Source organism: Nitrosomonas sp. Nm166 (genome assembly GCF_900112825.1).
In the GTDB taxonomy this organism is placed as follows: Bacteria; Pseudomonadota; Gammaproteobacteria; order Burkholderiales; family Nitrosomonadaceae; genus Nitrosomonas.
This window is the reverse complement of the sequence record NZ_FONE01000008.1, coordinates 35,493-61,253: the sequence shown is the minus strand read 5'-3', so window position 1 is coordinate 61,253 and position 25,761 is coordinate 35,493. Positions and strand designations below refer to the sequence as shown.

The window sequence follows — 25,761 nt, the reverse complement described above, 5'->3', positions numbered from 1 at the left end:
TTGCATGTTAGAGATTCAACAATTACGCACTGATCTAGACAATGTCACCCGGCAGCTTGCCAAGAGGCGTTACGCCTTCCCTACCGAAGCATTCAATGCATTAGAAGCGGAGCGCAAAACAGTCCAGACCCGCACTCAGGAACTACAGGCACAGCGCAATGCAGCGTCCAAAAAAATCGGTCAGGCTAAAAGCAAGGGCGAAGATATCTCGATGATGATGAGCGAAGTAGCGCATCTGGGCGAAGCCTTGAAACAGGCTGAAGTGCAATTGGAGCAAATCCAGAACAGTTTGCAAAAAATATTGCTTGAAGTTCCCAACCTACCGCATGCCAGCGTACCGGAAGGAAAAGATGAAACGCATAACGTGCAAATTCGCCGCTGGGGCGAGCCAAGGTCATTTGATTTTGTTATCAAGGATCATGTGAGTATCGGTGAAGGTTTGGGATTACTGGATTTTGAAACAGCCGCTAAACTCAGCGGCGCACGCTTCAGCCTGATGAAAGGCGGACTTGCCCGTTTGCACCGTGCCTTGGCACAATTCATGCTGGATACGCACACACAAGAACATGGCTATATGGAAACCTATGTACCCTATCTGGTGAGTCGGGATAGTCTGCGCGGTACGGGGCAATTACCCAAGTTCGAACAAGATCTGTTTGCGGTCAACACGGGTGGTGTGGATCATGCCACTACAGAAAATACCCCAGAATTTCATCTCATTCCCACTGCAGAGGTACCCATTACCAACATGGTACGCGATGAAATCGTGCCGCAACAAGCGCTACCGCTGAAATACGTTGCGCACACCCCCTGTTTCCGTTCCGAAGCCGGCAGCTATGGCCGGGATACGCGTGGACTGATCCGCCAGCACCAATTTGACAAAGTTGAGCTGGTGCATATCGTCCATCCTGATCAATCCTACGAGGCATTGGAGCAACTGGTCGGTCATGCGGAAAAGATTCTGCAAAAACTGGCCCTGCCATATCGGGTTATGATCTTATGCACCGGGGATATGGGTTTCTCGGCAGCGAAAACCTACGATATTGAAGTCTGGCTGCCGGCACAAAACACCTATCGAGAGATTTCCTCATGCAGCAATTGCGAAGCATTTCAGGCGCGGCGCATGCAAGCACGTTTCCGTAATGAGAATGGCAAACCAGCACTGCTGCATACATTAAATGGATCCGGGCTTGCCGTGGGACGCACTCTGGTAGCGGTGCTGGAAAACTATCAGAACGCGGATGGCAGCGTCACCATCCCGGAAGTATTACGCCCTTATATGAATGGCCTTGACCAACTTGGGAGTTGCGGAGGAGAATGAGCAATGCAGCATAACTTTTTACTCTATAGGAGCTGTCATCATGCAAAATGAATATACCCATCAGCCTAATAGCAAGTCTGACGCTAGCAATGATATCGAAACCCTAGAAGCCGAAGTTCGTGATGCGATAGCACATGGTTCCCATATTCAGGAAACTGTATATCGTTTAACCCTGAAGGCAATGAATGCACAGCATATCAATATAGAATCCCTGGGCCGGATTATCACAGCCGTCATGCAAGGAGTGCACGACGGGGCAACACAACAATTGCAACGAGCAGCCAATCAAACCCAAAATACAAAATCACAAATCACTGAAGGAATCGCAGGATTGGACTCAGCGCTGGCAGATTTTGCCGAAGCTTCCAAACTCGCCGTTGAAGAAGTGGCAGGCCAGGCAAAAAAATTTTCTGATACGGAATTGAAGCGTACCCGTTCTGACCTGGAAAGTCTGGAAAGTCTGTTCCTGGAAACCTTGCATCATACCGCCACGACGGCTCAAGGGATGATTGCCGATATCCTGCTTGATCTGAGTCATCATGCTAAAAATACCGGAACCATCGTGGGTTCGCAATTAAAAGAAACGTTAGCCATTTTCACGCAGCAGATCGCTTCGGTTGGACACTCTCAACTGGAAACCGGCATCAGTTTGGCGCAAAAGACGGCTGATTTTGTCAACAAAATTGCAGAGGGCGTACTGTCTGGAATAAAAGATCAGTCCAAAACTGACCACTCTCATTAACCTCGCCGACTCAGTCTTGATCTTCGCCGCCCAACGCTTCGATGGTATCAGTGATCAATTGGCTCAGCTCGCCGGTCATAATGGCAAAATCACTGGCAAATAATTCTTCAGTACTTTCAGTGGATTCTTTAAGAATATCCTGCGGTGTAATTCGCCGCAGCTGAAGATTGTCATGCAAAACAAACGAGATTTTGCTGTTCCAGGTCATGGCAAGCTTGATCGCCTTCTTTCCTGCCCGAATATGCCGGGCTGTCTCTTCGGCATCCAGAACATGGCGGGTATACTTGATGGTCGCTTTCTCATCGCTCATGCCTTGCAGTTCACAATCGCGATCAATCGTAAAAGTGGACGGCAGATCGTCGCCAGACAGCCATCGCGTCATCGCTGAAGAAGGTGAAATTTGTGTATCTAAAGGTTTCAAAGCCAGGCCGTGCATTGATTTAAGCAGCACTTCAACGAACTCATCGGCTTTATTATTACTCGCTGTATCAATCACCAACCGGTTCTTGATCGCATCAATCCACGCATACGTCTTATGGCGCTGGGTAAAAGCACGCGGTAACAGCTCAATAATGGTCGCTTCCTTGATGTCTCTGACTTGTTTCTTACCCGGCTTGTAGCCTTGCATCTGTTCGATTTGTGCAAGGCGGGCTTTGGTGTGCTGGTTAACCACCCCGGCCGGTAATAACTTTTTCTCCACCCCTAAAGCAATCAGCCATTGCTGACCATAGGCGTGCACAAAGTTCTCCTGTTCCTCGCGCGGTACCGTCCAGCCACGGCTTTGCATTTCCATTTGCATGCAGGGTTGCAAGGTGTGTTGTGAAAGTGCTTCTTCGAGGCTATTCAGTGTTATATTTCCGCTGGTGATACGATAAGCTTGTAAATTTCTAAACCACATAGTATTACTCAATTAACTGATTGATTATTTTAAATTAGTATGGCATGAAAAAAGTTTATTCTGCCAATAACTTGATGGAAGCGCAGATAGTACTTGATCTGCTTGAGCACGCCTATATCCCGGCACGAATTTTTAACCAGCATGCGCAAGGTGGCGTAGGAGATATTCCATTTACCCATGCCTATCCGGAAGTATGGATCATACGTGATGAAGACTATGAGCGCAGCAAATGCCTCGTGCAAACCTATGAGAAAACACCGGCCACAACCGGTATCATTTACTGCCCTGCCTGCGGTGAGGAGAATCCGGCCAATTTCCAGTTATGCTGGAAATGCAATGCCGGTCTGGAAATTGCTCTGTACTCAGGTAATACTTCCAAATAATCACTGAAATCAACTCCAGAGCTTTTTTAACCAATAAATAACAATTCATGTTGCTACCCATTGAACATCGCCTTGCCGCAGAGCTTGCGGTAAAACTGCCACAAATTCAAGCCGCCATCAAATTATTGGATGACGGCGCCACCGTACCCTTCATCGCGCGCTACCGCAAGGAAGCCACCGGCGGACTGGATGACGCGCAACTGCGCGTACTGGAAGAACGCTTGTATGCTTTGCGCGAACTTGAGAAAAGACGGCTTGAAATTATTGCAGCGATTGAGAAACAAGACAAAATGACGCCAGCACTGCTCGAAGCCATCACCCATGCGCAAGATAAGGCACATCTGGAAGACTTGTACCTGCCGTATCGCAAAAAACGCCGCACCAAAGCGCAAATTGCCCATGAAGCAGGCTTGCAGTCACTGGCGGATTCATTGCTGAATAACCCAGCACTTAATCCTCAAAGCGAGGCCGCCAAATATCTTAAAGCGCCTTTCACCACCGAGGAAGGGGATAATCCCGGTATCGCTGATGCCGGGCAAGCGCTGGAAGGCGCTCAGCATATCTTGATCGAACGCTTTGCCGAACATGCGCCATTGCTGCAATCCTTGCGTGAATACTTGCGCAGCCACGCCATGCTGACGGCCAAAGCCACCAAGGACAAAAAAGACAGCGACACCAAATTCACCGATTATCATGATTATGCCGAGGCGATCAGCAAAATCCCATCGCATCGTGCATTGGCACTTTTGCGCGGTGAACGCGAGGCAGTTTTAAAGCTGAAACTGTACCTGAACTCCGAATTGGAAGAAAAAAAACGCAGCACCGCACTCAATCCCTGCGAATCACTGATTGCGCGGCAATTCAATATTCACAATCAAAAACGCCCGGCGGATGCCTGGCTGATGGATACCGTGCACGCAAGTTGGCGTACGAAAATCTTTTCGCATCTGGAAACTGAATTGATGAACAACCTGCGAGAACGCGCTGAAGCAGAAGCCATTCAGGTTTTCGCGCAAAACCTTAAAGCCCTGCTGCTCGCCGCACCCGCCGGTCCGCGCGTAACCATCGGCCTGGATCCAGGATTAAGAACGGGCGTAAAAGTGGCAGTGGTTGATGCCACCGGGAAGGTATTGACGACTACCACCATCTATCCGCATCCGCCAAAAAATGACTGGGATAGCGCTATCCAGACTTTACAGCAACTGGCTGAACAGCATCAGGTATCATTGATCGCCATCGGCAATGGTACGGCATCCAGAGAAACCGACCATCTGATCAGGGATCTGATCAAAAAACATCCGCAACTCAAACTCACCTCGATCATGGTGTCTGAAGCCGGCGCCTCGGTGTATTCAGCGTCTGAGCTAGCCTCGCAGGAATTACCCGAGATGGATGTATCGCTGCGCGGCGCGGTCTCGATTGCCCGCCGCTTGCAAGACCCCCTGGCTGAGCTGGTCAAGATTGATCCCAAATCAATTGGTGTTGGCCAATATCAGCATGACGTGGATCAAGGTAAATTGGCGCACACGCTCGACGCTGTAGTGGAAGACAGTGTCAACGCCGTTGGGGTCAATGTCAACACGGCTTCTCCGGCTTTGTTGCGGTATGTGGCCGGCCTCAACAGCAAAATCGCGCACAATATCTTCGCCTACCGCAATGCCAAAGGCCTGTTCACCCAGCGCACCGATCTGCTGCAAGTCCCCAGCCTTGGCGAAAAAACCTTTGAGCAGGCCGCCGGATTTCTGCGCATTCCCAACGGCACAAATCCGCTTGATGCCTCCGCTGTGCATCCGGAATCTTACCCGCTGGTCGAACAAATATTACATGATGTCAAATTGAACGTCGCTGAACTGATCGGCAATCAATTAGTGCTGAAATCCATTCGCCCGGAAAAATATGCCAATGCGCAATTCGGCCTGCTGACTGTCAAGGACATCCTGCACGAACTCGAAAAGCCCGGCCGCGACCCTCGCTCCACTTTTAAAACCGCCACCTTCAAGGAAGGCATCGAGTCCATCCAGGATCTGCATGCCGGCATGGTGCTCGAAGGTGTGGTCACCAACGTTGCCGCCTTCGGCGCATTTATCGATATCGGCGTGCATCAGGATGGCTTGGTGCATATCTCCGCGCTGGCTGATAAGTTTGTCAAAGATCCGCATACCATCGTCAAAGTCGGGCAAGTAGTTAAAGTGAAAGTGCTGGAAGTCGATGAGAAGCGCAGAAGGATTATGTTGACGATGCGGATGAGTGATGGCGCAGCTATAAAACACTAAGCTTGTTCAATCAAAAACAATTTTTTACTAATAATGTATTGCTTCGCCAAACAACAGCACCCTGTTTTGATTAAGAGGGATAATTGTGGAAGAAAAGCATTGGTTAGATTACTTGGCTGCGTTTGGAGCAGTTGCAACACCGATATTTGTCTTAATTTTGCTATTTCACGGTAAATTCCACTTCAGCAATCAGTTTAACCCAAAATAAAGGACTCCAACCGGTATCGGCGAATATCCCCGCTGCCAACGTCGCAGCAGCTGTGATCAGGGGAGGCATCAGCAGGAGCCTATGAGTCTCCCAACGGCCCCGAACATGAATACGTTCATGTAGCCACATTTGTGGCTGATTCTCAAACCAAAGCCGATACAAGATTGGCAAAAAATAAGCTGCATTGAGCAGACTCGAAGCAGTCAACACCCAATTCGCCCATGCCATCCCCACCATTTCCGCGCCCTGACTGAGATATAACTTGCTGATATAACCCGCTGTCAACGGTGCGCCAATCATGCCAAATGCTGCCACACTAAAAGCTATTGAGGTCCATGGCATACGCCGACCGGCTCCATTCATCTCGATTATTTTATGTACATCCAGCGTTTCGGCATAATTACCGGCACAGAAAAACAGCGTAATCTTCATAATGCCCTGATGAACTAAGTGTACAACACCGCCAATAGTACCTGTGGGACCAAATAAGGCCACTCCCAGGATAATATATGACACTTGACTGACAGTGGAATAAGCCAAACACCGTTTGAGGTCGTCCTGCCAAAGAGCACGTAACGACCCCCAGATGATGGTAATCGCAGCAACCACGGCCAGTGGCATGAGCAAATTTAGAGTTTGGACGAATTCTATTCCGTAAACTTCGTACACGACTCGTATGATGCCAAAGGCGCCTGCTTTCACGACTGCCACCGCATGGAGTAGAGCGGATACCGGTGCCGGTGCTATCATCGCTTGCGGCAACCAGCCATGCAGAGGTACCAGTGCAGCCTTTACCCCCAATCCGGCAATAAGCAGCAGAAAAATTACCTGCAATTGCGCCGTATGCTCCGATCCCAAGATGGCCGCTACACCGCCATGGGTAAATTCCACTTGTCCCAGCAAACCATACAGCCAGACGATACCTGTCAGTAACACCGCACCACCAGTAAATGTATAAGCCAAATAAACATTCCCGGCACGTATAGCTGCTTCTGTACCGCGATGTACAATCAGGGGGTAAGTGGATAACGTCAACAACTCATAGAAAATGAAAAAAGTAAATAAATTACTCGCCATCGCCACACCTACGGTAGCGGTAACGCAGAAACTGAAAAAGCCAAAGAAGCGGCTACGATGTGGTGAGCCTTCCAGATAACCGACCGCATATAGGGTTGTCAAAAACCACAGTGCCGCAGATAGCGTCACAAATAGCAAAGCCAATGCATCTGCCTTGAATATCAACTCCAGGCCGGGCAACACATCGTAACGAAAAACATAGCTTTGATCGTGTTGAACGCCCCATAACATATAACCAATCAACAGCAGCTTCAGTACTGCTCCTGCCAAATTCAACGTTGTGCGCAGGCGGATGCGTGACTCTGGCAAAAAGAAAATAATCATCCCTGGAACGAGGGAACTGGCCAGCACCAGCAAGGGCAAGCTTCCGTTAAAATTCACCCGCCCCCCAATAAACTCAAAATTTCACCGGACCGGAAACCCAACAACAGACTGATTAGCGCGAGTAGAAAAGCCGGCCATTCCAACACCCGTCTTACCGGTTTAAATTTTACCCCCGCCACTGGCGGCAAAAAAGCTTGACACAACACCTTGAACACATACGCTGCACTCAGTAGCCCGCCCAGGATCATCACCGCTACCCAGCCCCACTGGCCACCGTTCACAGCGCTGCTAATTAGCAACCACTTGGCGATAAAACCTCCCGAAGGAGGAAGCCCCATCAGCGTTACGCCGGCCAGAGCAAAAGCAAATAAAGTTAGCGGCAGATGACTGGACATCCCGCTTAACAAAGCAATGTCGTCCTTGCCTGCAGATAGTACCATCACCCCCGCGGCGGCAAACATGGCCGCCTTGGCTAAAGCATGCGCCACAAGCTGCATCATGCCACCTTGCAAGGCACTTTCGGCCGCTTCCGGAATAGGCAGCATCATCAAGGGAAATAATAAGAAGAGATAGCCAATCTGGGCTACAGTGGAGTAAGCCACTAACATCTTTAATCTCACTTGCATAAACGCCAAGACCGAACCCCACAGTATAGCAGCGGCGCCCAACCCCCCCAGCAATTGGGCTACCGGTATTGTCACTAGCGGTGCAAACAGATCGAACCACAGGCGCAGGATGAGATAGAATGAAGCTTTAATGACTAACGCTGACAGCAGTGCCGATACCGGTGCCGGTGCACTGCCATGAGCTGGTGGCAGCCAGAAGTGAAATGGAAACAGAGCCGTTTTGAGTAATAATCCTGTCAGCATCAGCATTGCTGCTAAAAATACCGCAGCAGAAATTTCAGTGGCTGCCAGTAGCGGCCCCAATACGGTCAGCGACACGCTGCCATAGGTTCCGTAAAGCAGCGCAACGCCCATCAGATAAGCACCCGAGCCCAGTAGGGTAACTAGCAGATAGCGTACGGCAGCTGCAATCGGCCCTGCGCTACCTGCGGCTGCCACCAATCCTACAGCCGCCAGACTTAATAATTCCAGAGTAACGTAGATATTGAAAATATCGGCAGACATGAACAGTGCATTCATAGCCGCCAATAAAAAGAGAGTCAGCGGCCAAAAATAACCGACCCCCTCGGCCTGGCAGGAAAAATAAGCACGCGCGTAAACAACCAACGGTAACGTCACCACATGAATGAGCAATAGCATGACGCCAGTCAGGCCATCTACATAAAGGTCAATACCCAAAGGAGCGCCCCAACCGCCCACCGCATAATGCCTGGCTCCTTCCATGGCAATTTGCCTTGCCAGTACTATTGTCAAAGCCAGCTGAATTATCAGGCCTGCGAATGCTAAACGGCCGCCCCGCCCCACTCCGGCCAGAAAGGCCAGACAACCCCAAGCCAAGGGCAACAGAATCAACCAAGGAATGGGATCAAACACCCGACTCTCCCCCGGTATTTCTTTTTCGTTACTTGCTTTTCCAGCATCTGTCCGAAGCTTACGGTTCTTCCGGGAGCCGTATCTCGCCGGTGAAATGCAATAAACGCCGTACCAAAGCCAGTGCCAAGCCTGTAGCCGCAACAGCCACAACAATGCCGGTAAGAACCATGGCCTGGGGTATCGGGTCTGGCGTACCGCTACGCTGGCCTAAACCCACCAGCACCAGAAAAATACCACTACCCATGATATTGAAGGCCAAGATTTTACGTAGCAAATGGGACAGCAGAATCAATCCGGTTACACCAAAAACAAACAGTGCGGCACCTGTACAGGCATAGATAAGCGCGCTGCTCATTTTTCCGCCTCATCTTCAATCGCATCACCGGACAGAAACAGAAATAAACCCGCCAGAATGAGACCAAGCGATAGAGTAAGCCCCATCTCAATAAGCAATATCAACATTCCTGCCGAAGCGGGCGGATATTGCAGTAGCAGACCCGGCGATGCAACCACCATTACCGCTGCGGCCACTAACAGAAAAACCAGTAAACCGAATACCAGTCCTGTGCGCAGATTCCACGCCGGTTCTGCCCAGGAAGGCAGTACACCGGACAGGTTCAGCAATACTCCGGCTGCCGCCAAAACGGCACCAGCCTGAAATGCGCCTCCCGGCTGATGTCCTCCTACCCATAATAAATATCCTGCCACCAGAACCATCAATGGAACAATCATCCGCACCAACCACAGCAAAACCTGCAAGTAAGGCTGGGAGAGGCGAAACCAGGCAGACAAGTTTCTCTGCTCTCGTTTTCCTATCTGAGCCAGCACACCCAATAAAGCTAGCAACAATACCATCACTTCCAGCAATGTATCGTAACCACGAAAATTAAGTAGCACCGCCGTCACCGGATGCGTCACACCGCTGGCATCAAGCTGTGTTAACACCTGTTTGGACAAATGAACATGAGTTGGAGGCTGCAATTCCAGAATAACCCAGATCAGCGTCAAGCCAAGAACAGCGAATAGAACGATAACCAGGGCATTGAACAGATTTTTCATGAAAGCGATTCCCGCTGTTTCTTGTGCAAATACCCCACTGTATCTAGCAGCAGTGCCCCACTAAGACCAGCACCGATAGCCGCTTCAGCCAAAGCGATATCCGGAGCATGGAGCCGCACCCAAACTATCGCCATGAGCAGACCAAAAACGATAAATAGTACTACTGCATGAAATAAATTCGGAGTCATCAGTGATCGCAAAGCACTCCACAACAAGGCAATCACCAGTAACAGATCCAGAACCAAATTGCTCATATTTTGTGCCCCTTCGTTCTCCAAGGTGCAATTCCCCTACTAAACGCTCGCCTGGCAATCAGGAAACTTACTGCGGAACTCGCCGCCAAGACCAGTAACCAGATCAGAATAATCTTCAAGGCAGCCATCAGTCCGGATGCTTGGAACAACAAACCGACAATGGTAAAACCCAATCCCAGGTTATCCACTTTGGTCAAGGCGTGCAATCGGGTATAGACATCGGGAAAGCGCAACAACCCTATTGTACCCGTCATAAAAAAAGCAGCTCCAGTCGTTAAAAAAACGATGCTGAGCAACTCAGGAATATTCATCTTTTCTTTCTTCTAACTGCCAGGTGCGCTGGGCAAATACTGCACCAGTGATAGCAGCAAGCAGAGCAAATACCAGAGCGACATCTATTAATGCCAATGTATCTTCCGAGAATGCTAGCAACAATAAAATCGCGACGCCAATGGTGCCGAACAGCAAGGCCACCAGTAGCTGGTCAGCATCGGTGGAGCCTCGCGCTACCCGCAGCAGGGCAACCAATAAATTGACAAGCAGAAACATGGCCAATAATAAATTGAAATCGTTCATAATTCCTCCAGTTCCATGCACAGCATGTGCGCAATCTGTTCCTCAATATCCCGCACTTGTGCCTCAACAGGCTGCCGTTCATCCAATACATGTAAATACAAATTGCTTGTAGTCAGATTCACGCTCAATGTACCTGGCAGCAAATTCAGCGTATTGACCAGAATCACTCGCCCTAAACCTTCTGGCAAGCGTAGAGAAATTATAAGTATATTGGGGTGGAGATCGAGATCAAGGCGAATAGCCATCAAGGCCACTTGGATACCGCTTTTCAGCGACTGACCTAGGAAGCGGATCAAAAAAATAAATAGACCTATGAAGGAAAACCGAGAAAAACCTGGTGGCAGCAAAATCAGGCTGACAACCAGCGCTAACGGAATACTGATCAGGCCAACGCCCCAGCTACTCGTGCTACCCTGTGTCAGTATCCACCAGACCGCGATTAATAACACAATTCGCCAAAGGATAGTTTGAAAAATCATATTCTTGTCTCAAAAGTATTGAACAGTTTAGACAAATTAACAAAATAAAGCACAGTCCAATCAACATGAAAATATCACTAGATATTTTAAAAAACGATCACTTCATGACTCCACCTGATCATAAATCCACCTCCATGGATAGTACAGGTAGATTTAAGAACCAACCGCAACCGCAACCGTTTATATATTTAGTAGCGGTTTATACATCAAAAAAACCAGCGATTGACAATGAAAGATCAATTTCCAGATGATTACTGGGCCAAATCCTTATCACAATTCGTTATTCTGGAAATTTGAAACACTAAATAGCTTTATATTCAGGGTTCCATTGATGTCAGCGATATACTTCTTTGAAAATACAGGATTACCAGTATTTATGTATGGCAAGTTACCGACCTCGCACGACCATCGTATCGCACTCGAGAAGATGCAATAGATTCTCGGCCGTACTTCCGATCAGTGTTTTGAGTAATCCACCTCGACCGTGTGTACCTAATACTACTAAATCGACCTCCTCGTGATGCACATAATCACACAACAGCGCTCCTGGCTGACCTTTCTCAATCACTCGATGAAGGCGATGCATCACTGATGGTTCGATCACTGTTCCAGCAAGGAAACTTTCGCACTGACTATGAGCGGTGCGACTCCATGCATTGTTCGCCGATGCGTCTCTCTCTAACCCAGCTCCCTCATAGGCATGAAACAGGGTCAGCCGCGCGTCACTAAACCAACGAACTGCCGTCTCTAGAGCTGGTCGTGATGCTGGTGATAAGTCTGTTGCTATTACTACATGCTGATAAGGTCCTCGTACCCGGCGACGTACAATCATTAATGGAATCGGTAGCTCTCTCAATAGCTCGTCTACAGTGCTGCCAAGCTGAATGCGAACAAGAGGCTCATCGTGCCCTAAGCCAGTAATTACTAAGCCACTATTTTCCTGATGAGCAGCCTTAAGCACGACTTCGCAAGGTACGCCTTCAGCCACATACACCTTAGCTTTAACTTCATCGGCCTCTAGATCCAAGCTTAATCGACGTTCCACAACGGTCTGATAATTCTCCGGACGCCGCCATGAAGGCAGTTCTTGTGTCAGCTTCGTATAGCGGGTCGCATGGACAGGATCTATTGCATGCACTACTAGTAATTCAGCCTTCCAGTCCCGAGTCAATTGCACTGCGCGGTCTAATGCTCGATCGCATCGGCTGCTGAGATCGTAGGCAAGTAGCAGGTGATGATAATCAGAATTGTGGGTCATAGAAGCTGTCTCCTTTAAGAAAAAGTGATCAGTGCGTAATTTAATTTTACCAAATATCTTGCTAAGGAAACGCTGATTAATTGACTGCACGGGCGAATCGCTTCGTTGCGCGGTACTCGCTTCCTCGTCTATCTGATTGATATGTCTCGGTTGCTGCGTTCCGTGCGCCTCGCGCTTCATCACGTTCGCCGAATTAATCAGCGTTTCCCTAAGAATCTGTTTGCAAAACTCAAGTAATTATAGAAGATGGATATTTTATTATTTCACATAGAAACCAGATTGCAACCCTGATGATTCTTATCTTCTCTACAATATCGCTTGACACCGATTTATCCTGAGCGCACCATCTAATCGAAATGGATTATTAAAGTCACTGAAATTTCTATCCTTCAGGAAGTTTCACTTGTTCCATTACATTCTTCTTTCACCAACAGGAGAATTCCAGATGAAAATCGTTACCATCGAAACCCCTTTCGTTTCCGAATGCAGTGCGCCGGAGCGCACCTACAATCTCAACAGCAACTGTCATGCTCAGGCCATCACTATCGGCGACGGGATGCACCCAGCTGCAACACATTTTTGGGCAGCAGGACCATGCCAAAGCTGCCACACGCACAGCAGGGATTGGTGCCTGCAAGATTGAAGTATGCCAATTCAACGATGATTTTGAATGCATGACCGAAAGTATCCATGTTGGACCTAGCAAGAGCGAGATTAGCTACCTCACAGTCGCACCACGCAATCAGGTTACTGTCACAATCTTTTAACGGGCAGGAAGTAAGATGCGTCTGCAATCTCAGTTAAAACATGAAACTCAGCATGGAATAAGCTTTTCGCTTTCTTCACGTCAGCTCTAGGAATCACGCGACATGCAAACGCCACCTCACCCGGACTCCCCAAGCAATGCGGAGCTGCTGCTTGGCATCGTGCGCAGTCTTGCCCACGAGCTGCGGCCGAACGCGCCTGCTACAGAACATCTTGGTTTGGATCATTCGCTGGAGCGTGACTACGGTCTGGATAGCTTGGCGCGTGTGGAGTTACTGATGCGTATTGAACGCGAACTGGGTGTAAAACTCAGTGAAAAAGCATTCGTCGATGCCGAGACACCGCGTGATCTGCTCAAGCAAATAGCAGGCATCATCGTAACTGTTGAGACGCCCGCACCAGCGGAAACAGCAGCGTCTGCAGAAGCACCACTCTATCATCCGCCAGAAGCTGCATCCACGCTAATCGAGATACTGGACTGGCATGTCGCGAAGCATGGCGAGCAGGTGCACCTCACGCTTTATGACGAAGAGGAGCACACTGAGGATATCACATATCGCATGCTGCAGGAGCATGCCAAGGCATTAGTGGCCGGCCTGCACCAGCAGGGATTAAGCTCTGGAGACAGGGTGGCAATCATGCTGCCTACCGGACGCGAATTTTTCGCCGCCTTCTATGGCACACTCTATGCCGGCTGCATCCCGGTACCGTTGTACCCGCCAACGCGTCCTTCGCAAATCGAAGATCACATGCGGCGCATCGCGGGCATCATCGCCAATGCCCAAGCCAGCATTCTTATCACGGTTAACCAGGCCAAACCCTTGGGTCACCTACTGCGTGCCCAGTGCGAATCGCTTCGCGCGGTCACCACTGTCAAGGATCTATCTGTCTTTGGCGCACATTCCCCCTCGCCGAAGCTGGGACCGCAGGATATCGCCTTTCTGCAATACACTTCTGGCAGCACCGGTAATCCCAAAGGAGTCATACTGACCCACGCAAACCTGCTCGCCAATCTGCGGGCAATGGAGCGTGCTTCTGGTATTACCTCAGCAGATACCTTCGTGTCATGGCTGCCGCTCTACCACGATATGGGACTGATCGGCGCCTGCATGGGCAGCCTGTATGTCGGGTTCCGGCTGGTACTGATGTCACCGCTCACCTTTCTCACCCGGCCGGGGTTCTGGTTATGGACGATTGACCGGCATCGCGCTACCGTCTCGGCGGCTCCCAATTTTGCCTATGAGCTGTGCGCCAACAAGCTCGATGATCGCGACCTTGAGGGTCTGGATCTAAGCTGTTGGCGGTTGGCCTATAACGGAGCCGAGCCGGTCAGTTCCGAAACGATAGATCATTTCGTAGCGCGCTTCGCTCGTTATGGTTTCAGGCATACTGCCATGACGCCGGTGTATGGTCTGGCGGAATCTTCCGTGGGGTTGGCCTTCCCCCCGCTGCAGCGCGGACCGCTGGTTGATTGTGTGGATCGCGGCGCACTCACGCGTTCGGGTATTGCTCGTAGCGCCCAAGCAGATGATCGCTATGCACTGCGCATCGTTTCCTGCGGTCTACCCTTACCTGGCCACATGATCCGCATTGTCGACGCTGGTGGGCGGGTACTGCCCGAACGTACTCAGGGACGCGTGCAGTTCTGCGGCCCATCTGCAACCAGCGGTTATTTCCGCAATCCTGAAGCAACGGCGCGTCTGTTCGACGGACAGTGGCTTAACACCGGGGATATCGGTTATATCGCGGCCGGAGAGCTGTATCTCACCGGGCGCGAGAAGGATATCATCATTCACGGCGGACACAACATTTACCCGCAAGAACTGGAGGAGGCAGTAGGCAAAGTGCGCGGCGTGCGCAAAGGCGGGGTAGCGGTATTCCCGGCCAGCAATGCGCACACCGGCACGGAGCGGCTGGTGATACTTGCTGAAACACGCGAAAGCAGTGCCATGGAGCGCGACCGGATAGTCACTGAAATCAACAACCTTGCCGTTGACCTGGCCGGTATGCCAGCCGATGATATCGTGCTGGCGCCAACGCGGACGGTGCTAAAGACCTCCAGCGGCAAGCTCCGCCGTACTGCCTGCCGTGACCTATACGAGCGCGGCGCGATCGGCAGCACCCAGCGTGCGCCGTGGCAGCAGATGCTACGCCTCAGCAGTGCTGCTGTCATGGCGCAGATCACTCATCTGCTGCGGCGCGGTGCCAAGTGGCTATGGAGCGCGTGGGCGTGGACGGTTTTTGTGGCCATTGTACCTTTTGCCTGGCTGCTGATCGTACTGGCGCCTGGCCTCTCGCTGCGCCGTCGCATCGCCCGAGCAAGTGCACGCTTAGCATTTGCGCTAACTGGACTGACACTGCACGTGGAAGGTATGCAGCACCTCGACGACGCCATGCCCATGATTTTAGTGGCCAATCACGCCAGCTACTTGGACGCCCTCCTGCTTACCGCGGTGCTGCCGGCTCGATTCGCCTATGTGGCCAAACAAGAGCTGCTGCGCAATCCGGCCGCCGCCATCCCATTGCGCCGACTTGGCAGCGCATTCGTTGAACGTTTCGACGACGCTCGCAGTGTGGAAGACATGCGCAAGCTGGAGGAGCTGGCGCGCGCCGGCGAATCCATGGTTTTTTTCCCTGAAGGCACATTCCGGCGCGAAGCCGGACTGATGCCGTTCAGATTGGGAGCGTTTCTGACGGCTGCACGATCCGGCACTCCTCTGCTATCAGTCACCCTGATCGGCACTCGCTCCTTGCTATGCGCCGAACGGTGGTGGCCACAGCGCAGTGAACTGAAGGTGCTGATTGGTAAACCCTTGCATGCGGCAGGGGACGACTGGCAAGCGGCATTGCAACTACAAGATGCAGCACGCCGCGAGATACTGGCGCAGCTTAATGAACCTGACGCGGCTGCCTGATCTGACTGGATCAATAGTAAACGAAAACTTTTTCTAATTTTAATTATGCAAGGGTATGTTTAAAATGAATAAAAGTATTATTTTAATTTTCGGAATTCTGATGTCAACCAGCATAATGGCTAAAGGAATTGATTGCGCCACCTTGTCGGAGTGGAGTGAGACGATCGATGGCTACCAGTTGAATCAGCGCCATGTATTTTGCGGTGAAGTAGGTAAAAAAAATAAGGCCAAAGGATTTCACGCCATGCCGGATGGTAATGCACCTTCCAATTACATCAATTCCAGCCCGGCCGATCCCGCTAATGGCGCCGGTGTTTATACCTTGAAACAAATTCAATTGAGGTTTGCGGGCAAGCAATATGAAAAATCTTTTAGTTCGATATTTCCGCAGCACTGCAGTCAGACACAGGTAAGTAAATCCATTGTTTATTCCTTAATCAATAGAACAGGTGCCTGCGCCAGTCCGGGCTGGGCATCCTGCGGTCCGAATGCCCCTAAGGACGGTGGTAACGAATATTGCTTGGCAGCCAATGGAGCCCATTTTGACATTGCCACAGCCGTACTACCTGGTAACAAGACCAGAATTAATACTGGTTTTCCAATCTATAAGCCATAACAGTATGATTCAGGAAGTTTTTACTTGGCGTGGTTATGACGAGAATCTGCCTGCTCACCGTACCTTACAGGGTTTTCTGATAATGGATGTGCAGTACTCATCCCGTCATGCCAACGAACTGCACGCAGGGATTCAAGAATATCTGCAAGGCACGCGTGAACAGTTCGACGGCAGCGGTAACGGCTATGAATTTGAATGCCGCCCCGAAGGATTGTTTATCGATTGTCTATACGAAGGGGATCCTGATACGCCGGTGACTGTTGAATACAACACCGTATTACAAGCACTCACTGAATGGTCAGAGATGTGCAGAGAACTCGAGGCTAAGGCATTGAGATAAGCGATCAGTAGAAGAATTAATGACTTAGGGATTTTCCTGGCAAGCCGAAGCTATGCGCATTCTACAAAAAGCGTAAAAGACTACGAGGATGCCGCCATTTCAAAGAACGGTAAATGCGGCAAATCGGATACAGAATAATCAGCACCAGCAGAGTAATCCAGTAGGTCTGTTCCAGGCTGCCGCGTTCCAGTACCAGACGCAATATTGCCAAAACACAAAAGTGCGTAAGATAAAAGAATAAGGCAGTTTGTCCAAATACGAGGATCGGTCCGTTACGGTTAATCGTACCGATGAATGACTCCCAGCGTATCAACAGTACCAAAATAATCACCATCAAACCCAGCTCCAGCAAAGCGTAGGCTAAACTGGGTGGATATTTGCTGACATGCAGCCATTGCACCAAGGTATTGCCTTCCAAATACATGAACATGTTGCCATAGCCGTCAAGACTGCGGATAACCCAGAACAAAGCCAGTGCTGTCAGACCGCTGACCATCAACAAACGTTCCACTGGCCACAGTCCTGATTGCTTTGACATTAGCCGCTCGCCGAATACCCAGCCCAACATCATGATCGCCAGCCAAGGTAACGCAGGATATAACACGGAATAAGCCTCGCCGAATACCGGCGCAAAGGTGACTGCCAGCCCTAGCGGTACTTCACTGCCCGGTTCCCACATCACCATGAGCAGCAGCTCAGTGCCTGCAAGAATTAGTATCGACAAGAAAAGAACCATACGGCTACCCAGACGCTGCAGCGGAACCATCAGCATCATGCCGACTCCGATGGCATACAGCACTTGCAGTACAACCTTACCCCCAATCAATGAAAATGCACAAAGATCAAGCAACAAAATCAAAGCGCCGCGGAAAAGCAATTCACGATCAATCACAGCGTCGCTGATGCCCTGTTCGCGCCGCTGCCTGTTGCTGACTGCAATGGATGTGCCCGCCAGGAAAATAAAAGTCGGGGCGCAGAGATGGGTGATCCAGCGCGTGAAAAACTGATCGGTGGCAAACAGGTTCCCGGTTTCATGCAGTAATACCGAATCGGCGAAGATCCGGCTGGTATTGAAGAACCATGAAGTATGGTCCAGCGCCATCAGGATCATGACCAATCCGCGCAGCCAGTCGATGGCTGCAATACGTTGCGTACTTTTATCAAATTGAATAGTCATCATCTTGCAGACAAAGCATGAGACTCATGGAACGCCCCGCACTAAAGCAAGACCAAATTATTTCGATGAATCAACTCCGGTTCATCCACATATCCCAGTATTGCTTCGATTTCACTGCTGGCTCGTTTAAGAATTTTTTGTGTTTCAACCGCGCTGTAATTAATCAGGCCACGTGCGATTTCCCTGCCTTCTTGATTCAGACAAGATACGGCTTCTCCGCGTTCGAATTCGCCGTCCACATTCATGACACCAATCGGTAACAGGCTTTTCCCATCTAAAGTAAGCGCTTTCACAGCACCTTCATCGAGCGTGACATATCCACGTACTTGCAGATAATCAGCCAGCCATTGCTTGCGTGCTGCCAATACCGGTATTCTGGCCAAAAAACGGGTGCCGATAGTTTCATCCTGACTCAGACGGATCAGCACATTGTCTTCATGGCCGGAAACAACGATGGTGTCTGCGCCACTGCGTGCTGCACGTTTTGCTGCAATTACTTTAGTTTGCATTCCTCCGCGGCTGATGCTGCTACCAACGCCACCGGCCATTTTCTCAAGCGCCGGATCACCTGCGTTGACTTCACTGAGTAGTTTGGCATCCTGATTTTTGCGTGGATCGCTGGTAAATAAGCCGGGCTGGTCGGTTAAAATTACCAACACATCCGCTTCGATCAAGTTAGTAACAAGTGCCGCCAGCGTGTCGTTATCACCAAAACGGATCTCATCAGTTGCAACCGTATCATTCTCATTGATGATCGGAATGATATTGAGTTTCAGCAAAGTTGTCAGAGTTGAACGTGCGTTGAGGTAGCGCTTTCGATTGGACAAATCTTCATGAGTCAGAAGCACTTGCGCGGTTTTCACGTCATACTGACAAAAACTTGATGCATAGGCTTGCGCCAGACCCATTTGCCCAACCGCAGCCGCAGCTTGCAATTCATACAATGCGGTGGGCCGACTGTCCCAGTTTAGACGCTGCATTCCCTCCGCAATTGCGCCTGAGGAAACCAGGATAATTTCTTTGCCCATTTGTTTGAGGTTTGCAATTTGCGCTGCCCAACAGGCCAGCGCCGCGTGATCAAGGCCCTTACCTTGATTAGTCACCAGGCTGCTGCCTACTTTAATAACGATGCGTCGTGCTTGCTTTAACATGGATTCGCTACTGCGGAGTTTAGCTGTCAGCCTGCGGTGGTAAATTTTGTTCCAGATAATCCATGATTGCGTAGATTAAAAACTGACAGCCTTCACCTGTCAGTGCAGAAATAATAAAGTATTTGTCTTTCCACTCTAATTTGTCGACAAATTGACGACATAACTCGGCCCGCTCTTCCTCTGGCATCATATCGGTCTTATTCAATACCAGCCAGCGCGGCTTTTGATAAAGCAATTCATCATATTTCTGTAGTTCTTTTACCAAGGCGCGCGCTTCATGCACAAGATTGGTATCTTCATTCAGTGGCATCATATCGATGACATGAAGTAACAGCCGAGTGCGTGTTAGGTGCTTCAAAAACCGATGCCCTAACCCAACCCCTTCAGCCGCACCTTCAATCAAGCCAGGAATATCAGCCATCACAAAGCTTTTATTCTGATCAACTCGTACCACGCCCAGATTGGGTTGTAACGTCGTGAATGGATAATCGGCCACTTTAGGGCGTGCGGCAGACACTGCACGAATGAGCGTAGATTTTCCAGCATTTGGCATACCTAATAAACCCACATCTGCCAGAACCTTGAGTTCCAGTTTCAGTTCAAATTCCTGTCCTGGCTCACCATAGGTAAACTGCCGCGGAGCGCGGTTAGTGCTGGATTTAAAATGCAGATTACCAAGTCCCCCCGCACCACCTTTAGCCAAAAGAATCTTTTGCTGATCATGAACCAGATCTGCAATCGTTTCACCAGTATTGTTATCTTTAATCAGCGTACCTACAGGCATGCGTAATATAATATCCTCAGCGCTTTTGCCATACCGGTCAGAGCCTTGCCCATTCTGACCATTTCGAGCCCGATAAAGACGTGCAAAACGATAATCAATCAGGGTATTGATATTGCGATCTGCGATTGCAAATATACTCCCGCCACGCCCGCCATCGCCGCCGTCAGGTCCGCCTTTCGGAATATATTTTTCACGCCGGAAACTTGCAGCACCATCACCACCCTTGCCGGCAAATACTTGAATAACCGCTTCATCAATAAACTTCATAAGCCCTGATGCCACATCCCTGTAAACAAAAAAGCCCCATCACTTTAGACAGGGCTTTTGAATACAATTCAATACTCTTACTTCTCAATACTTTTTCTTTTTATTTATGCCGCTATTACACTGACCACTTTACGTTTTAACGCACCCTTGATACTAAAATTCACTTTTCCGGAAGTTTTGGCAAACAGGGTATGATCCTTACCTATGCCAACATTTTCTCCAGGATGCACTTGTGTGCCGCGCTGTCTGATAATAATCGATCCGGCTGAAATTAACTCACCGCCATATCGTTTTACTCCAAGGCGTTTAGAATTTGAATCACGTCCATTGCGAGAGCTTCCGCCTGCTTTCTTATGTGCCATTTAATACTCCTTAAGCTGAAATATCAGTAATCTGTATTTCAGTATAATTCTGCCGATGCCCTTGATGCTTCTGATAGTGCTTGCGGCGGCGCATCTTAAAAATACGAATCTTATCGTGGCGGCCTTGACCCAGCACGGTTGCGCTCACTTTAGCGCCATTGACGAGCGGTGTTCCCATCGATATTTTATCCCCATCCGCAACCATCAGTACTTGATCAATGATAAATTCACTGCCGTTTTCGACTTTAAGCTGCTCTACCTTCAGTTTCTCACCCACTTGAATCCGATATTGTTTACCACCGGTTTTTATGACCGCATACATATTTGACTCCATGCTTCCCTTTTACAGAACCGCGGATTATACATAAATAAACCCTGATTGTGGTAGAAAATTTGGATGATTTAAATCTATTCATCTTTATTGCTTGACACTTGGGTATTGTCATTCCTAACATAGCGTTTTCTATAAGGTAACATTGTGTCAATCGAATATATTAGAAGTTTTATCGCTCAAGATATGGACATCGTCGATGATGTCATTCGCGAGAAATTGCACTCTCATGTTTTACTGATTCGTCAAGTTAGTGAGTATATTATCAACAGTGGAGGAAAACGCTTACGTCCTGCATTGGTTATTCTGTCTGCTGGTGCTTTTGGTTATTCCGGGAAATTTCATTATAACCTCGCAGCCGTTGTTGAGTTTATACATACCGCAACCTTATTACACGATGATGTGGTGGATGAATCTGAATTACGGCGTAATAAAGAGACAGCTAACGCATTATTTGGTAATGCTGCCAGCGTTCTGGTAGGAGATTTCCTCTACTCTAGAGCTTTTCAAATGATGGTTGAAGTTGACAATATGCGTGTCATGCAAGTATTAGCGGATGCAACTAACACCATTGCTGAAGGGGAGGTTCTACAGTTATTAAATTGCCGGGATCCGCATGTAACAGAAGAAAACTATCTCCAGGTCATTCGTTATAAAACTGCCAAATTATTTGAAGCTGCCAGTCGATTAGGCGCCATCCTCGGCAATGCTACTCCGGAAGAAGAAGAGGCTATGGCGATTTATGGTATGCATCTAGGAACTGCATTTCAGCTTATTGACGATATGCTCGACTATTCTGGAAATAATCGGGACACTGGTAAGAATCTAGGTGACGATCTGGCTGAAGGAAAACCTACTTTACCGCTCATCTATGCCATGCGAGTCGGCACAACTGAACAAGCAAACATTATCCGCAAAGCAATTGAAGATGGCGGGAAAGATGGTTTCCAGCCGGTTCTGAATGTAATCCAGCAAACCACCGCTTTAGATTACGCCAAGCAATGTGCAGAAGCTGAGATCTCAACCGCTATTACGGCGATAGCTTCTCTACCTGACTCAGGAAACAAAGAATGTTTACTGCAACTGGCTCAATTTGCTGTTACCCGCAATCACTAGATAAAGGTTCTATAATTAATAACTTACTATGGAGTTAATCTAAATAAAATTACTCCTATTGCGTATCAAAATTTTTTTAAAACAGAGTCTTTTTTAGTCCAACAATTTTCATGCCTCTAATTCCATTTCTATTTCATAAGTGAAATATGATGCAACTTATGAAAGGGAGTGTTGTGATGGCACATATAGCGAGTAGTAGAGAGCTGCTGGAACAAGCGAAGAATTACTGATTAATTCAAGAAAATAATAGAAGAATTACGACAAGAGCAAACTGTAGTGCTGCCTTTAGCAGTTTGGATTATCAATTCGCGTTTGGTTAATCGGCAATTGATGCCGGAAATCTTCTTTCCGCAAAAATATTTCCAATATGGATTCTCACCCAACATGTACTTCAAGTAGTGCAGCACACCATAAGCCGGATCGATATGCCTCACTAATCTTCTCTGAATACAGCTCACCAAACTGTTCTTCCACTGCCATCCAATCAATCAATCTCTGACCGGACAGTACAGCTCATGGTAATGATCCATCATCCTTCTAGCCGCTGGCGAAGAAATCATCGCAGGAGATGCGCCTTATTTCTTGGGCTTATCAATTCATCAGAAATTGCGTATAACTATCCTTAATGTTGGCAAATTCCATCTTTCAATATTTTATAATGACTTCAGAAGTTCTTTAGGGGCATAATCTAGCGCCAATCATTATCAAGAGAATTTTATTTCAGCGGTACCTACACACATTAGTAATAACCATATTAAAATGCCTTACTTCAGGTTATAATACGCACTCGCCAATATTCCAATGTTGCCGGAATATTGAGTAAGTAGAGGAATTCCATGCCCGGGTGGTGAAATAGGTAGACACAAGGGACTTAAAATCCCTCGGGCTTAAACGCCCATGCCGGTTCGACTCCGGCCCCGGGCACCACTTATAATACGGATCCGAATAAAATTAAAGGCTGAAAAGGAAGTTACCTCGATCACGAATTTTTGTTGCCATTGAGGTACAAATCACTACCAACTACCTACACAACCTCTACCGAAATATATAAAACGATGTCGCGCTAACGCAGCACGAATACAGCATATCAGGCGAAAATAATATCTAGGGAATATAGATAAATACTGTAGCGATTTTAGAGCGCAAGTAATTTGTTTATGCAATTCTCTACTGCAAGGTAGAAACAAAATCTAAAACTTCCTGCACATGACCTGGAACTTTAACACCACGCCACTCTTTCCTTAGTATACCTTCGCTATCAATTACAAAAGTGCTGCGTTCAATACCAAGAACCTGCTTGCCATACATATTCTTCATTTTAATGACATTAAAGAGCTTGCAAACTGTCTCATCAGTATCACTCAGCAGCTCAAAAGGAAATTCCATCTTTTCCTTAAAGCTTTCATGTGACTTAATACTGTCGCGAGAGACACCCACTACTATGCAATTTCTCTCAGTAAAAGCATGCCAGCTATTACGAAAATCCTGACCTTCTGCCGTACATCCAGGTGTATCATCTTTAGGATAAAAATAAATGACCAGATTTTTTCCGGCATTCGCGGCGAGCGAAAATTCCTTTCCACTCGTCGAAGGCAGTATAAAATCGTTTACAGGTTGATTAAGCACTACCATTAATTTAGAGAATATAAATTTAAATAAATCTTCTACTTAACTATTTCATAAACATGAACTTCACATACCAAGCTATATTTTTCTCATCATGTTTTAGCTATGGAATCTGCTTATCAATCACTATAGCAATATCGTTATTTCCAATCTGAACAGGTTGACTAAAACCCTGAAGATCTCCACTTGCAGGAACAGCTTGCCCAGATTTGGAAATTCTTGCTTCAATAATTACCTCTGAAAAGCTGGATATTTTCATGTTAGGCATCATCGCCATATCATCTGTAAGTGTAAAGGTAGCTGGAAGATCACTGGCTTTCAAGCGTAGAATAGCCAAAGGCATTTTAGGCCCTGTTTTGGCACGCGCGTAAATAAACAACACATCATTAGGTGAAGCTTTCGATACTAACTCTTCACTAATAGTTACTCGTCCAGAAACTGAAACTGGTGCTGGCGTAGCTGTATTTATCGAGCCCTTTTCAGACTGAGCATTGTTGTTTTGCTGTAATTGTGATTCTGGAGCCTTGGCTAGCTGCTCAGGCGTTATTCCTTTACCATCTGCAGCGAATGACTTAGCTTCATCAATACTATCTTTAACTGACTTTGCTAGTTGAGAATCAGCAGGAATTACTTCCAGTAATTTCTCCCAATGTGCTGCAGCTTGTTCAAATTTTCCTTGTTCAAACTCTGCGGTTCCAGCCAAGGCTAAGGCTTTTGGATATTGTGGATCAATGCTCAAGGCTTGATAAATTAGTTCAGTAGGTTTACCTGCTAAACTTCCCTGATTCTTCATTGCTAGCACGTCAGCATAATCGCTGAGTATCTGAGGATTATTAGGAACCAGCTCTGTTAATTTTGCATAGGTGTTAGTAGCATCAGTGTAGCGTTCCATAATAGCATAGGTGCGACCTAGCATTACCCACCCTTCTATGTCTTCAGGATTCTTATTTAACCGTGCAATAAGATTTTCCAGGACAGATGAAAAGTTATCATGGCCGGCAGGAGAATCACTACCATCACCACGATTCATTTGCGTCGCATTAGCGAGCTGTGCTTGTGGCAATAATCCTCGCGTATCTCCAATTACGAGATATAGGAAAACCGCTGCAAGTGGTAGGGTTAATGTTATAACAACAGAAGTTGCAATACTATGAATTTTATTATTCTTATTGGCAATCACTTTTTCTCCACCAGGAATATCTTGCAGCATACGCTGCTGCAGTTCTTGTTTACTTTTGTGATATTGTTCCTGGGTCAGAATATCATTCTGCAAATCGTTATCAAGCTCAGCTAATTGATCCCGATAAACAGTAATATTTAAAGCATCATGTTCTGAATTCTCTCGTTGTACATCTCTGTTTCTTAGAAGAGTAGGAACAATAAATAACAAAGCTGTTACAATAAAAACACCTGAAATAACCCAGAATGACGTCATACGTTCTTACCTTTATCTTCGTTCAGTAAAGACTCGACTTTTCTGAGCTGTGCCTCTGAAAGTGGTGTCTCTTCTATTTGTTCGCGCCGGCGTCTGATATAAGTTATTAGTGACCCAAGTCCTATGATAAACAGAGCAACAGGGCCAAACCATAAAAGTATCGTCGTAGGTTTCATCGGCGGATTGTAAAGAACAAAATCACCATATCGAGCAACTAGAAACTGAATGATCTCCTGATCAGTCTTGTTCGCCTTAATTTGCTCACGAATTTCGCGTCTTATATCATTAGAAAAGTCAGCACGGGAATCAGCAATTGATTCATTTTGACAAACTAGGCAGCGTAGATCCATTGTTAACGCAAGCATTCTTTTTTCAACTTCTGGGTCCTCCGCCACTGGAACAGCTTCTTTTGACCATCCTACTGAAGGAATAGTGAGAAATAAGATAAAAAAAACAATTAGCTTTTTTAAATGACTGAAACGCCGGGATATAACAAAATTATATAAGTCATGAACTTTAAGCATA

27 protein-coding genes and 1 tRNA gene are annotated in these 25,761 nt (G+C 47.9%); 10 read left to right on the top strand and 18 right to left on the bottom strand.

Features of this window, described 5'->3' with window-relative positions:
• The first annotated feature begins 4 nt into the window (after positions 1 to 4).
• Both serS and BM021_RS03970 read left to right on the top strand, forming a co-directional pair.
• Positions 5 to 1,321 carry a serine--tRNA ligase gene (serS, locus tag BM021_RS03975; protein ID WP_090719106.1) on the top strand — a complete coding sequence of 439 codons (1,317 nt, stop codon included), beginning with the start codon at positions 5 to 7 and terminating at the stop codon, positions 1,319 to 1,321.
• Between the two features lie 40 nt (positions 1,322 to 1,361).
• Positions 1,362 to 2,063, top strand: coding sequence for a DUF6781 family protein (locus tag BM021_RS03970; protein WP_090719103.1), 702 nt, complete (start codon positions 1,362 to 1,364; stop codon positions 2,061 to 2,063).
• A 10-nt stretch (positions 2,064 to 2,073) separates the two neighbouring features.
• Here the strand turns inward: BM021_RS03970 and BM021_RS03965 are convergent, their stop codons facing one another.
• Entirely contained in the window at positions 2,074 to 2,961 is an 888-nt protein-coding gene (locus BM021_RS03965) for a recombination-associated protein RdgC (protein ID WP_090719101.1), read from the bottom strand.
• A 44-nt stretch (positions 2,962 to 3,005) separates the two neighbouring features.
• On the opposite strand from BM021_RS03965, the gene BM021_RS03960 reads away from it, so the two are divergent.
• Positions 3,006 to 3,344: a putative signal transducing protein gene (locus BM021_RS03960; protein WP_090719099.1), complete on the top strand. Its 339-nt coding sequence runs from the start codon at positions 3,006 to 3,008 to the stop codon at positions 3,342 to 3,344.
• Between the two features lie 47 nt (positions 3,345 to 3,391).
• On the top strand, positions 3,392 to 5,617 hold the full coding sequence (locus BM021_RS03955) for a Tex family protein (protein WP_090719097.1): 2,226 nt from the start codon (positions 3,392 to 3,394) through the stop codon (positions 5,615 to 5,617).
• A gap of 160 nt (positions 5,618 to 5,777) precedes the next feature.
• On the opposite strand, the gene BM021_RS03950 is transcribed toward BM021_RS03955, so the two are convergent.
• From BM021_RS03950 to BM021_RS03910, 9 genes are all read right to left on the bottom strand, one after another.
• A complete protein-coding gene (locus tag BM021_RS03950) occupies positions 5,778 to 7,283 on the bottom strand; it encodes a complex I subunit 5 family protein (RefSeq protein ID WP_090719096.1) in 1,506 nt (501 codons plus the stop codon).
• Positions 7,280 to 8,725, bottom strand: a complete 1,446-nt coding sequence (locus BM021_RS03945) for a complex I subunit 5 family protein (RefSeq protein WP_218147808.1) — start codon at positions 8,723 to 8,725, stop codon at positions 7,280 to 7,282. The genes BM021_RS03950 and BM021_RS03945 overlap by 4 nt, the downstream gene beginning before the upstream one ends.
• A 58-nt stretch (positions 8,726 to 8,783) precedes the next feature.
• Positions 8,784 to 9,080, bottom strand: coding sequence for an NADH-quinone oxidoreductase subunit K (locus tag BM021_RS03940; RefSeq protein WP_090719094.1), 297 nt, complete (start codon positions 9,078 to 9,080; stop codon positions 8,784 to 8,786).
• Positions 9,077 to 9,784 carry an MnhB domain-containing protein gene (locus BM021_RS03935; RefSeq protein WP_090719092.1) on the bottom strand — a complete coding sequence of 236 codons (708 nt, stop codon included), beginning with the start codon at positions 9,782 to 9,784 and terminating at the stop codon, positions 9,077 to 9,079. Before BM021_RS03935 ends, BM021_RS03940 begins: the two co-directional genes overlap by 4 nt.
• The gene (locus tag BM021_RS03930; protein ID WP_090719090.1) at positions 9,781 to 10,038 is read right to left on the bottom strand and encodes a Na(+)/H(+) antiporter subunit B; all 258 of its coding nucleotides are present in this window, start codon (positions 10,036 to 10,038) and stop codon (positions 9,781 to 9,783) included. Before BM021_RS03930 ends, BM021_RS03935 begins: the two co-directional genes overlap by 4 nt.
• The gene (mnhG, locus tag BM021_RS03925) at positions 10,035 to 10,349 is read right to left on the bottom strand and encodes a monovalent cation/H(+) antiporter subunit G (RefSeq protein ID WP_090719088.1); all 315 of its coding nucleotides are present in this window, start codon (positions 10,347 to 10,349) and stop codon (positions 10,035 to 10,037) included. Before mnhG ends, BM021_RS03930 begins: the two co-directional genes overlap by 4 nt.
• The gene (locus BM021_RS03920; protein WP_090719084.1) at positions 10,336 to 10,614 is read right to left on the bottom strand and encodes an MrpF/PhaF family protein; all 279 of its coding nucleotides are present in this window, start codon (positions 10,612 to 10,614) and stop codon (positions 10,336 to 10,338) included. Before BM021_RS03920 ends, mnhG begins: the two co-directional genes overlap by 14 nt.
• Complete coding sequence (locus BM021_RS03915) at positions 10,611 to 11,093, bottom strand: Na+/H+ antiporter subunit E (protein WP_090719082.1); 483 nt, start codon at positions 11,091 to 11,093, stop codon at positions 10,611 to 10,613. Before BM021_RS03915 ends, BM021_RS03920 begins: the two co-directional genes overlap by 4 nt.
• A 388-nt stretch (positions 11,094 to 11,481) precedes the next feature.
• The gene (locus tag BM021_RS03910) at positions 11,482 to 12,531 is read right to left on the bottom strand and encodes a universal stress protein (RefSeq protein ID WP_090719080.1); all 1,050 of its coding nucleotides are present in this window, start codon (positions 12,529 to 12,531) and stop codon (positions 11,482 to 11,484) included.
• A gap of 347 nt (positions 12,532 to 12,878) precedes the next feature.
• Here BM021_RS03910 and BM021_RS03905 point away from each other — a divergent pair, with 347 nt between their 5' ends.
• From BM021_RS03905 to BM021_RS03890, 4 genes are all read left to right on the top strand, one after another.
• Positions 12,879 to 13,118, top strand: coding sequence for a hypothetical protein (locus BM021_RS03905; protein ID WP_090719078.1), 240 nt, complete (start codon positions 12,879 to 12,881; stop codon positions 13,116 to 13,118).
• Between the two features lie 102 nt (positions 13,119 to 13,220).
• Positions 13,221 to 16,031: an AMP-binding protein gene (locus tag BM021_RS03900; RefSeq protein ID WP_090719076.1), complete on the top strand. Its 2,811-nt coding sequence runs from the start codon at positions 13,221 to 13,223 to the stop codon at positions 16,029 to 16,031.
• A gap of 100 nt (positions 16,032 to 16,131) precedes the next feature.
• Positions 16,132 to 16,647 (top strand): EndoU domain-containing protein, encoded by a 516-nt coding sequence (locus BM021_RS03895; RefSeq protein ID WP_177186293.1) that lies wholly within the window; start codon positions 16,132 to 16,134, stop codon positions 16,645 to 16,647.
• A 4-nt stretch (positions 16,648 to 16,651) separates the two neighbouring features.
• A complete protein-coding gene (locus BM021_RS03890) occupies positions 16,652 to 16,987 on the top strand; it encodes a hypothetical protein (protein WP_090719072.1) in 336 nt (111 codons plus the stop codon).
• 61 nt (positions 16,988 to 17,048) lie between these two features.
• Here the strand turns inward: BM021_RS03890 and BM021_RS03885 are convergent, their stop codons facing one another.
• The 5 genes from BM021_RS03885 to rplU all read right to left on the bottom strand — a co-directional run bounded on the left by BM021_RS03885 (position 17,049) and on the right by rplU (position 21,050).
• Entirely contained in the window at positions 17,049 to 18,167 is a 1,119-nt protein-coding gene (locus BM021_RS03885) for an acetyltransferase domain-containing protein (RefSeq protein ID WP_256207755.1), read from the bottom strand.
• Positions 18,168 to 18,205: 38 nt separating this feature from the next.
• Entirely contained in the window at positions 18,206 to 19,315 is a 1,110-nt protein-coding gene (gene proB / locus BM021_RS03880) for a glutamate 5-kinase (protein ID WP_090719070.1), read from the bottom strand.
• 19 nt (positions 19,316 to 19,334) lie between these two features.
• Positions 19,335 to 20,366, bottom strand: a complete 1,032-nt coding sequence (cgtA, locus tag BM021_RS03875; protein ID WP_090719068.1) for an Obg family GTPase CgtA — start codon at positions 20,364 to 20,366, stop codon at positions 19,335 to 19,337.
• Positions 20,367 to 20,470: 104 nt separating this feature from the next.
• Positions 20,471 to 20,728: a 50S ribosomal protein L27 gene (rpmA, locus tag BM021_RS03870; RefSeq protein ID WP_090719066.1), complete on the bottom strand. Its 258-nt coding sequence runs from the start codon at positions 20,726 to 20,728 to the stop codon at positions 20,471 to 20,473.
• Positions 20,729 to 20,738: 10 nt separating this feature from the next.
• A complete protein-coding gene (rplU, locus tag BM021_RS03865) occupies positions 20,739 to 21,050 on the bottom strand; it encodes a 50S ribosomal protein L21 (RefSeq protein ID WP_090719064.1) in 312 nt (103 codons plus the stop codon).
• Between the two features lie 156 nt (positions 21,051 to 21,206).
• On the opposite strand from rplU, the gene ispB reads away from it, so the two are divergent.
• Positions 21,207 to 22,175, top strand: coding sequence for an octaprenyl diphosphate synthase (ispB, locus tag BM021_RS03860; RefSeq protein WP_090719062.1), 969 nt, complete (start codon positions 21,207 to 21,209; stop codon positions 22,173 to 22,175).
• Positions 22,176 to 23,013: 838 nt separating this feature from the next.
• Positions 23,014 to 23,102: transfer RNA gene (locus BM021_RS03855), tRNA-Leu, on the top strand.
• Positions 23,103 to 23,342: 240 nt separating this feature from the next.
• On the opposite strand, the gene BM021_RS03850 is transcribed toward BM021_RS03855, so the two are convergent.
• The 3 genes from BM021_RS03850 to BM021_RS03840 all read right to left on the bottom strand — a co-directional run bounded on the left by BM021_RS03850 (position 23,343) and on the right by BM021_RS03840 (position 25,760).
• Positions 23,343 to 23,801 (bottom strand): peroxiredoxin, encoded by a 459-nt coding sequence (locus BM021_RS03850; RefSeq protein ID WP_090719144.1) that lies wholly within the window; start codon positions 23,799 to 23,801, stop codon positions 23,343 to 23,345.
• 103 nt (positions 23,802 to 23,904) lie between these two features.
• Positions 23,905 to 25,236, bottom strand: coding sequence for a c-type cytochrome biogenesis protein CcmI (gene ccmI / locus BM021_RS03845; RefSeq protein WP_090719060.1), 1,332 nt, complete (start codon positions 25,234 to 25,236; stop codon positions 23,905 to 23,907).
• Positions 25,233 to 25,760: a cytochrome c-type biogenesis protein gene (locus BM021_RS03840; protein ID WP_090719058.1), complete on the bottom strand. Its 528-nt coding sequence runs from the start codon at positions 25,758 to 25,760 to the stop codon at positions 25,233 to 25,235. The genes ccmI and BM021_RS03840 overlap by 4 nt, the downstream gene beginning before the upstream one ends.
• Position 25,761 lies beyond the last annotated feature (1 nt).